The sequence below is a fragment of the Thalassolituus marinus genome, from assembly GCF_020320395.1.
GTDB classification, from domain to species: domain Bacteria; phylum Pseudomonadota; class Gammaproteobacteria; order Pseudomonadales; family Oceanobacteraceae; genus Venatoribacter; species Venatoribacter marinus.
Genome location: NZ_JAEDAH010000075.1, coordinates 1 through 9863 on the forward strand (window position 1 = coordinate 1; position 9863 = coordinate 9863).

General features: G+C 52.8%; 9 protein-coding genes. 5 read left to right on the forward strand and 4 right to left on the reverse strand.

Features of this window, described 5'->3' with window-relative positions; all coding sequences use genetic code 11:
- Nucleotides 1-384: 384 nt before the first annotated feature.
- From I9W95_RS12395 to ilvY, 4 genes are all read right to left on the reverse strand, one after another.
- The gene (locus tag I9W95_RS12395; protein WP_225675336.1) at nt 385-984 is read right to left on the reverse strand and encodes a protein-methionine-sulfoxide reductase heme-binding subunit MsrQ; all 600 of its coding nucleotides are present in this window, start codon (nt 982-984) and stop codon (nt 385-387) included.
- On the reverse strand, nt 984-1976 hold the full coding sequence (gene msrP / locus I9W95_RS12400; protein WP_225675338.1) for a protein-methionine-sulfoxide reductase catalytic subunit MsrP: 993 nt from the start codon (nt 1974-1976) through the stop codon (nt 984-986). The genes I9W95_RS12395 and msrP overlap by 1 nt, the downstream gene beginning before the upstream one ends.
- A 102-nt stretch (nt 1977-2078) precedes the next feature.
- A complete protein-coding gene (pssA, locus tag I9W95_RS12405; RefSeq protein ID WP_404818753.1) occupies nt 2079-2873 on the reverse strand; it encodes a CDP-diacylglycerol--serine O-phosphatidyltransferase in 795 nt (264 codons plus the stop codon).
- Between the two features lie 50 nt (nt 2874-2923).
- Nucleotides 2924-3799 (reverse strand): HTH-type transcriptional activator IlvY, encoded by an 876-nt coding sequence (gene ilvY / locus I9W95_RS12410; protein ID WP_225675340.1) that lies wholly within the window; start codon nt 3797-3799, stop codon nt 2924-2926.
- Between the two features lie 260 nt (nt 3800-4059).
- On the opposite strand from ilvY, the gene ilvC reads away from it, so the two are divergent.
- From ilvC to I9W95_RS12435, 5 genes are all read left to right on the forward strand, one after another.
- On the forward strand, nt 4060-5550 hold the full coding sequence (ilvC, locus tag I9W95_RS12415) for a ketol-acid reductoisomerase (RefSeq protein ID WP_225675343.1): 1491 nt from the start codon (nt 4060-4062) through the stop codon (nt 5548-5550).
- 174 nt (nt 5551-5724) lie between these two features.
- Nucleotides 5725-7485 carry a GGDEF domain-containing protein gene (locus tag I9W95_RS12420; RefSeq protein WP_225675345.1) on the forward strand — a complete coding sequence of 587 codons (1761 nt, stop codon included), beginning with the start codon at nt 5725-5727 and terminating at the stop codon, nt 7483-7485.
- A 67-nt stretch (nt 7486-7552) separates the two neighbouring features.
- On the forward strand, nt 7553-8008 hold the full coding sequence (locus tag I9W95_RS12425; protein ID WP_225675347.1) for a globin family protein: 456 nt from the start codon (nt 7553-7555) through the stop codon (nt 8006-8008).
- 108 nt (nt 8009-8116) lie between these two features.
- Nucleotides 8117-9310 (forward strand): succinyldiaminopimelate transaminase, encoded by a 1194-nt coding sequence (gene dapC, locus I9W95_RS12430; protein WP_225675353.1) that lies wholly within the window; start codon nt 8117-8119, stop codon nt 9308-9310.
- Nucleotides 9311-9321: 11 nt separating this feature from the next.
- The gene (locus I9W95_RS12435) at nt 9322-9753 is read left to right on the forward strand and encodes a SufE family protein (RefSeq protein WP_225675349.1); all 432 of its coding nucleotides are present in this window, start codon (nt 9322-9324) and stop codon (nt 9751-9753) included.
- Nucleotides 9754-9863 lie beyond the last annotated feature (110 nt).

Here is a 9863-nt window from a genome sequence, read left to right on the forward strand (position 1 = left end):
ACTTGAAAATTTGTGCCTTCGCACATCTCAGTAAGCACCCACACGAATTACTTAATGCTGATTTTTAAAGAACTTCGCTAAGAGCTTCTCTCTGAGCGGGCTGCGTATTCTACAGCGTTTGTTTTCAGTGTCAAGCGTTTATTTTCAAAATTTCTTTTCAAAACAACCACTTAACAACCGCCTCGGATGTGTCATTTCGTGACAACCCCCTGAAGCAGGTCGCGCATTCTACGCTGTTTTCGACTCTCGTCAACACCTTTTTTCAGGATTTTTTCTTAGTCAGTAACTGAAGAAAAATGAGGTTTTCTTTACTGCCTTAGCAGTGAAGAGGCGCGCATTATAGGGATGTCAGAAATTGAATCAAGCCTATTTTGTAAAAAAATTTCACGCCGTTTTCTGTCTGTTTAAAAGACGCTCAATGAGCAACAGAGACAGCACTGAACTATAGACCACGAACTCCGTCCAGCTAGAACGAACTTGTAACAGTATGTGTACCATTGACAGTGCTGCCACCAGATAGACGCTGTAGTGCAACTTCTTCCATCGGCGACCCAGACGGCGCTGCCAGTTGCGGGTTGAAGTGATGGCCAGCGGTATGGTTAACAACAGTGCGAACACACCAACAACCATATACGGGCGCTTCACCACCTCGTCATTCAGGTCCTGCCATTGCCAGCCAAGCATCATGGTCATATATGCCAGTAAGTGCAGCAGCATATAGGTGAAGGCGAACAGGCCCATTCGGCGTCGGTAGCTGATCAGGTTTATAGAAAGCGGAGATCTCTTCAATGGCGAGAGCGTAAGGGTCAGTAGCAAACTGTTCAGCGCCCATGTACCCAGAAACTGGGTTACTGCCCGTCCGGGCTCAGGACCCAGAAGATCCCACTCTCCGTTCTGAATGCGAACAATCATTACACCGATATATACCACCGGCGCCAGTAAGGCCGTCCAGATAGTGATATTCAGCAATTGGTTGCGCGCCATCAATAGTTCACCTTCAGGTCCATGCCTTTATATAGTGGCGCCACTTCGTCATAACCATTGAACATCCGCGTATCCACTCTTCGTGGCGAAAACAGATTTCCCGGTAGCACGCGTTCTCGAGCCTGACTCCAGCGAGGGTGATCCACCTCCGGATTCACATTGGCATAGAAACCGTACTCGTGGGGGGCGATCTGATTCCAGGTGGTGTGTGGCTGCTGTTCGGTGAAGCGAATACCAACAATGGACTTAATGCTTTTGAAGCCATACTTCCATGGCACAACCAGGCGCAGTGGCGCACCATTCTGATTCGGCAGTACCTCGCCATACAACCCAACCGCCATCAGAGTCAGCGGGTGCATAGCCTCATCCATACGCAATCCTTCCCTGTACGGCCAGTCGATGGTCGAGAATACCGATGCAACGCCCGGCATCTGTTTCTTGTCTGCAAGCGTAATGAACTCAATATATTTTGCTGTGGAGCGTGGGCGGAAGCGGCCAACCAGATCTTTCAATGGAAAACCTATCCATGGAATAACCATCGACCAGGCTTCGACGCAGCGCAGGCGGTATATGCGCTCCTCGAGCATAATTCCCTTGAGGATATCCTCAAGGTTGAATGTACCGGTAACGTCACACTCACCCTCCACGGTTACGCTCCACGGATCTGTTTTCATTCGGCCAGCCAGGCGCGCCGGATCATCCTTGTCATAGCCGAATTCATAGAAGTTGTTGTAACTGGTGACGGCGCTATAAGGCGCAACCGGATCATCCAGCTTATAAGCCGACTCTTTTGCCTGCGCTACTGCATTCGCTAACCAGCCCGTTGCGGGCGGAGCGTCTTCACGAGTAGTGAGAGCCATAACCGAGGGAGCCTGACTCGCCAACAATAGTGCTCCGGCCTGACCAATAAACTGTCGCCGCTGACGATAAACGGACGGCGGCGTGATTTCCGAAGGCAGCGGCTCATTGCTCTGCCGTGTTCTGATGATCATGGTCGCTCCTTATTAGGCACATAAGAAAACGCCCCGCTGAATTCTGTTATTACTCAGCGGGGCGCACGGTGTTAGACCTGTTGCTTCAGAGAGGTTCCCTGATCAGCTCTTGTTACCTTTCAGGCGGGACCAGCCTTCGTATACCGGCCCCGACATGGCATACGCCATAAACACACCCAGCAGTACTTTGGCCGGATCGATGGAAACCACCACGAATACCATCACCACCGCCAGCAGGGCAACAAACGGTACCTTGCCACGCAGATCCAGACCTTTGAATGAATGATAGCGAACATTCGACACCATCAGCAGACCAGCTGCCGGTACGATCATGGCCACCAGCCATGCGATCTCCGTTCCCGGCGTTCCGGCTTCACTGAATACCCAGACGGTACCCGCCACAATGGCCGCCGCTGCCGGAGATGCCAGACCGGTGAAGAAGTTCTTATCGGCAACCGCCAGCTGCGTATTGAAACGTGCCAGACGCAGAGCAGCACCCGCTACATATATAAAGGCAGCGACCCAACCAATTTTGCCCAGGTCCTGCAGTGCCCAGGTGAAGGATACCAGCGCCGGTGCCACACCAAAGGAAACCATGTCGGCCAGACTGTCGTACTCTGCTCCGAAGTCACTCTGGGTGTTGGTCAGACGTGCGACACGTCCGTCCATGCCATCCAGCACCATAGCAATAAAGATGGCTATCGCTGCATTCTCGAAGTTACCGTTCATGCTGGCGACAATGGCATAGAAGCCAGAGAACAGAGCACCGGTGGTGAACAGGTTCGGCAACAGATAGATGCCTTTGCGACCAGGCCACTTGGCCGATTTACGCTCGATGTTTTCTTCGTTGTTATCCATGTTGTCCATAAGAGGTACAACCTTATTTTCATCGTTCATTAATGGATGTCTCGTAAAAAATATAACGCCCAGCTCGCTATTATGCGCGATCAGACTACCGCTGTCTGCCACAAAGCCTGCAATAACGGCTCGTGCAAACTCTGAGTACGGGCGCATAAACCGATGGAGAAAGGCTCAAGTTCCGGCTGTACATTCAAAACCCGTACTCTGCCCGACATCGGACTGTTTTTAAGCACCAGCTCCGGTACAACGCCAACGCCAACGCCAAGAGCCACCATGCTTACGATGGCTTCATTACCTGAGACCTGCGCATAGATATGCGGTTCAATGCCCGCCGACTCAAACCAGCGATTCACCCGGGTGCGGGCAAGACCGGATTCTGACAGCACCATCGGCACCTGCGACCAGTCAGTGTCCGCCGGATTCATCGGCATCACACTGCTGACTGAGCGCGGCGCTATAAACAGTAATGGCGAAGACGCCATGCTTTTGAAGGTAAGCTCTGCCGGCAGCTGATCCGGGCGCGCGGCAATCACCACATCAGCCTCTCCCGACTCCACCCGTGGAATCGACTCCGCAGCATCGCCGGTGTGAATGCGCAGGTCGACATTCGGATACTTCTCTCGGAAGCGCGACAACAGATCGGCAAGGAAGCTGTAACTGGCGGTTACTGAACAGTAGAGCGTCAGCGACCCGGCCAGATCACTGATGTCTGTTCCTACCGCCGAACGCAATTGCTGCCAGTCGAGCAGCGTCTGTTCAGCATGCAGGCGGAACTGCTCGCCAGCGGCCGTCAGCTGCATGGGTGAGGTGTCGCGCACAAACAATTGCGCACCAACCGCCTCCTCCATACGCGCCAGACGACGACTCAGGGTAGAAGCACTCATATGCAATTGCTGACTGGCTTTACCCAGGTGCAGCAATGAGCAGAGACTAAGGAAGACCTGCAAGTCTTTGTATTCCATGCGCTTTCCATCTCACGGATGTGCCGTTGCATATTTTGCAACAAGAAGGCGCAAATATAGCATTTTACGCAACAGCCTACTTCCCCTATTATTCGCACCGAATTTTTATATCAACCACATACCGAAAGCGTCGGCGAAGAAGGTCTGACAAGGCGGCGGTTCAGTGGGAGCGCGGAGCTTATTGCAATAAGTGAGCACTCACGATGAACCGGCAACACCGTCAGAGCGATACAGCCAGCTTTCACTACAGGAGAATTGTGATGGGTGCTAATTACTTTAATACTCTGAACCTCCAGCAAAAGCTGGATCAACTGGGCCGCTGCCGCTTCATGGACCGTTCTGAATTCGCTTCTGAAGCTGAGTTCCTGAAAGGCAAGAAAATTGTCATCATCGGTTGTGGTGCTCAGGGCCTGAACCAGGGCATGAACATGCGCGATTCCGGTCTGGACGTTTCTTACACCCTGCGTGCTGAAGCTATCGCTGAAAAGCGTCAGTCCTGGAAAAACGCTACTGAAAACGGTTTCACCGTTGGTACTTACGAAGAGCTGATCCCACAGGCTGACCTGCTGATCAACCTGACTCCTGACAAGCAGCACACTACTGTTGTTAACGCTGTTATGCCACTGATGAAGCAAGGCGCTTGCCTGGGCTACTCTCACGGTTTCAACATCGTTGAAGAAGGCATGCAGATCCGTGAAGACCTGACCGTTGTTATGGTTGCGCCTAAGTGCCCGGGCTCTGAAGTACGTGAAGAATACAAGCGTGGTTTCGGTGTTCCGACTCTGATCGCTGTTCACCCGGAAAACGATCCTAAAGGCGAAGGCTGGGACATCGCTAAAGCATGGGCTGCTGGTACCGGCGGTCACCGTGCAGGCTGTCTGGAATCTTCTTTCGTTGCTGAAGTTAAGTCTGACCTGATGGGCGAACAGACCATCCTGTGCGGCATGCTGCAGACTGGTGCGATCCTGGGCTTCGAGAAAATGGTTGAAGACGGTATCGACGAAGGCTACGCAGCCAAGCTGATCCAGTACGGTTGGGAAACTGTTACTGAAGCGCTGAAATACGGCGGCATCACCAACATGATGGACCGTCTGTCTAACCCAGCGAAAATCGTTGCGTTCGATATGGCTGAAGAGCTGAAAGAACTGATGCGTCCTCTGTTCCGCAAGCACCAGGCTGACATCATGGAAGGTGAATTCTCCCGCACCATGATGATCGACTGGGCAAACGACGATGCTAACCTGCTGAAATGGCGTGAAGAAACTGCAGAAACTGGCTTCGAAAAAGCTCCGGCTTCTGACGTTGAAATCGACGAGCAGGAATACTTCGACCACGGCATCCTGCTGGTTGCTATGATCAAAGCGGGCGTTGAGCTGGCGTTCGAATCTATGGTTGAAAGCGGTATCGTTGAAGAGTCTGCGTACTACGAGTCTCTGCACGAAACTCCACTGATCGCTAACACCATCGCTCGTCGTAAACTGTACGAGATGAACGTTGTTATCTCTGACACTGCGGAATACGGTAACTACCTGTTCTCTCACGCTGCAGTACCTCTGCTGCGCGAGAAATTCATGCCACATATCAGCACCGACGTTATCGGTAAAGGTCTGAACGTCAAGTCCAACTCTGTGGACAACAAGCGTCTGATCGAAGTGAACGATCTGATCCGTAACCACCCGGTTGAGTGGGTTGGTGCGGAACTGCGCGGTTACATGACCGACATGAAACGTATCGTTGAAGCGTCTGCATAAGACCTGAGCGAGCGTAAAAGAACCCGGCTTTTGCCGGGTTTTTTTATGCCTGCAACAAAGCAAAACCCGGGAATAACAGTTGGTAACAACAGATTGCGAAGCGCTACCATTCTGTCATCTGACGGTCATCTGCAACACGGACCATAGCGGCTCAATGAAACTGAGTCAGACCCCATGGCAGCGCAAACTCTGCACGATAGCCTGGACGACCTGATCAGCAAGGAAGCCATACAGACCGTCTTACAACCCATTGTTGACCTGCGTCGCCAGCAGGCTGTGGGTTATGAAGCCCTGAGCCGCGGCAAACCCGGACAAATGCTGCAACGCCCGGACCTGATGTTTCAGGCAGCGAATCAGGCTGAACGTATTCCCGAACTGGAAAGCCTGTGCATCCGCTCAGCAATTAAACACTTTCGCCAGTCAGAGCTGAACGGCCAGCTGTTTCTGAACATCTGCCCACAAACCCTGCTCAGCTACTCCGCTACGCTGATCAGCCTCAGTGAGCAATTAGTTGCTGTCGGGCTGTCCCCTCGCAGCGTGGTGCTGGAAATATCTGAACGCTTTCCGTTTGATGCCTGCGATAAATTCATTGAGGTCATCAGCTCGCTGAAACAACTCGGCTACGGCATTGCTATTGATGATCTTGGCAGTGGCTATTCCGGCCTGAAGCTTTGGTCACAGATCCGCCCGGATTACGTAAAGATTGATCGTCATTTTATTGATCGGATAGATCAGGACACGGTAAAGCAGGCGTTTGTTACCTCAGTGGTCAATTTATGTGGCGAGCTGCAATGTGAAATTATCGCCGAGGGTATTGAGCAGGTCGGCGAGCTGAATCTTATCCGTTCTCTGGGTATTCATCTTGGTCAGGGCTACCTGCTGGGAAAACCTGCTGCACAACCAGAAATACTGACGCCCGGTAATCACACACCGATAGCCGACTATAAACAGCTGCTCCACGAGCAGACCATTGGCTCCCTGTGTCAGAGCTGCCCGACTCTGGACTCTCACGTAACCATCCGCGACGCCGGTCAGATGCTGGAAGACCAACCAGCATTGCAGTCTGTACCCGTACTGGAAGACAACCGTCCGGTGGGATTGCTGTATCGCAGTAAATTACTGGAAACCTTTGCCCTGCCCTATGGCCGCGCACTGTTTGAGAAAAAAGATATCAGCCAGATCATGCAGCACGATGCACTTATCGTTGATGCCAGCATGAGCATCGAAGCTGTCAGCCGGCTGATGACCAACGACGACGAGCATTCATTACGCCAGCATCTGATCGTTACCTGCGCGGGTGAGTATCAGGGCTTGGTCAGCACCAAAGAACTGCTGAAACGACTGACCGAAAGTCAGATTATGAAAGCGCGCTACGCCAACCCGTTAACCATGCTACCAGGCAATGTACTGATCGACGAACATACTGATGGCCTGATGCAGTCAGCGACGCAGTTCAATCTGCTATATGCAGACCTCAACCATTTCAAACCCTTTAACGATCACTACGGCTATCGTCAGGGTGACAATGTTATTCGCTGGCTGGGGCACTTACTGCAGAGCATGGCCGATGACAAAACCTTCGTCGGCCACGTCGGTGGCGACGACTTTATTCTGGTCTATCAGGGCAATGAAGTGGCCGACCTGTGCGGGCGGATTCTGCAACGCTTTCAGTGTGGAGTGCCGGAATTCCATTCCAGTCTCGACTGGGGACAGGGCTACATCAGTGGCAGCGATCGCAACGGCCAGCCAGCCAACTTTCCGCTACTGGGCCTTGCCATAGGCGTTGTGCCGTCGTCGCTAATCGCCGATGACAGCGCCAGCGACCTGGCGAGCCTTGCGGCTCTGGCAAAAAAAGCCGCGAAAAAGAAAGGAGGCAACGCCTGGTACTGCCTCAACAGAAACAGCAGCGTGCCGGAGCTGACATTGATCCGTTAGTGCCAGCATCTTGCCGCATCTGAACTCCGATCTACACTGTCATAGAACCCTGCAACGGAGACGGCAGATGATCACCGAGCAACAGAAGGCGCTGGTGCGCTCAACCTTCGATATGGTAGAGCCCATTGCCGACACCGCCGCTGAAATCTTCTACAACAAGCTGTTTGAATATGACCCGGCTCTGCAGGCGCTGTTCAAGAGCAATATGAAAGATCAGGGGCGTAAGCTGATGGCCGCCCTGAAACTCGCGGTCGCCAGCCTGGATGATCTCGATGCACTGGTTCCGGTGCTGCAGCGAATGGCGGTGAAACATGTGGAATACGGGGTGAAAGTCGATGACTACACACCTGTCGGCAATGCGCTACTGTTTGCGCTGAAAACCGGACTCGCCGAGGCCTACACCGATGAGGTAAAAGAAGCCTGGACCGAAACCTACCGGGTGGTCGCCACCGTTATGCGCCAGGCGGCTTACGACGACTACGATCCGGATACCTACCACAATACCCGTCACTACAATCACTGATCAGATCAGCTGCTGAAAACCGGCGGGATATGCAGCAACCGCCACTCTGCCGATGTCGGTGGTATACTGCGCGCTTCGATGATTGATGATCTGAGCGACTGGTACGGTATGAACCCTGATCTGAGCAAGTTACAGCCTTATCCCTTTGAAAAACTGGCCAAACTGAAAGGCGCGGTGACACCACCGGCCGATCTGGAACACATCGCCCTGTCGATTGGTGAACCTAAACACCCGTCTCCGGAGTTTGTGCAGAAAGCACTGATCGACAACATCGCCTGTCTGGAAAATTACCCAACCACCAAAGGCCTGCCGGAGCTGAACGAAAGCATCGCCGACTGGCTGACTAAGCGTTTTAAGCTGCAGCAGGTTGATCCGGTATCCCAGGTTATTCCGGTTAACGGCACCCGTGAAGCTCTGTTCGCTTTTGCGCAGGCTGCGGTTGATCGTAACGCCGCCAATCCGCTGGTTGTGTCACCGAACCCGTTTTATCAGATTTATGAAGGTGCCGCGTATCTGGCCGGTGCCACTCCGCATTTCCTGCCATGCCTGGCTGAAAATGGTTTTAACCCGGATTACGATGCAGTACCGGCCAGCGTGTGGGATGACTGCCAGCTGCTGTTTATCTGCACGCCGGGCAACCCTACCGGCGCAACGCTGAAGTTCGACGATTTCCGCAAACTGATTGAACTGGCCGATAAACATAACTTTATTCTGGCCAGCGATGAGTGCTACTCCGAAATTTACGTCGATGGCAAAGAAGCGCCAATGGGCTTGCTGGAAGCCTGTGCGCAACTGGGCCGTCACGACTACAAAAACTGCGTGGTATTCCACTCACTGTCCAAGCGCTCTAACCTGCCGGGTCTGCGCTCCGGTTTCGTCGCTGGTGATGCCAGCCTGCTGAAACCTTTCCTGCTGTACCGTACCTACCACGGTTGTGCGATGCCACTTCAGACTCAGAAAGCCAGCATTGCGGCCTGGGGCGACGAACAGCACGTGGCAGAAAACCGTAAGGCATACACTGAAAAATTCCGTCAGGTTATTGAGATCCTCGGTCCGGTAATGCCAGTTGAACAAACCGACGCCGGTTTCTATTTATGGGCCGAAACGCCAGTTGATGAAGAAACCTTCGCTCAGCAACTGTTCGCTCAGCAAAACGTTACCGTTCTGCCGGGTTCCTATCTGTCACGCACCATTGACGGCATTAATCCGGGTAAAAACCGCGTGCGTATGGCTCTGGTAGCCAGCGTGGAAGAATGTATCGAAGCGGCTCAGCGTATCCGCACGTTTGTTGAAAGCCTGTAAGGAGAAAGCCCGTGGCCCTGACCCCAAACGCATTTGGTAAAGACATTACCACCGACGATATCCTCGACACTCTGGGTTTCTTCGACGACTGGGAAGAACGCTACAAATACATCATCGATCTGGGTAAACAATTACCCGCAATGAGCGATCAGAAAAAGACCGAAGAATTCCTGCTGCGCGGCTGTCAGAGCCAGGTGTGGATCGACAGCGAACAAGCCGATGGCAAACTGCTGTTTGAAGCAGACTCGGACGCACACATTGTGCGCGGCCTGCTCGGTGTTGTACTGGCAGCGTTTAACTATAAAACGCCGGCCGAAATTCTGGCGTTTGATATCGACGACTACTTCGCTCAGATCGATCTGGTTAAACACCTGAGTCCAACCCGTGGTAACGGTCTGCGGGCGATGGTGCAGCGCATTCAGGATACGGCGCGTAACGCCTGATATTCATCTGAAATAAAGGAGCCTCGGCCACTAGTGTCCCACAGTTTTAAAGATATCGGTTTTCTATAAACGACTTTTAAATCCGCAATGCCTGCTGCCTCCCAGGGGAA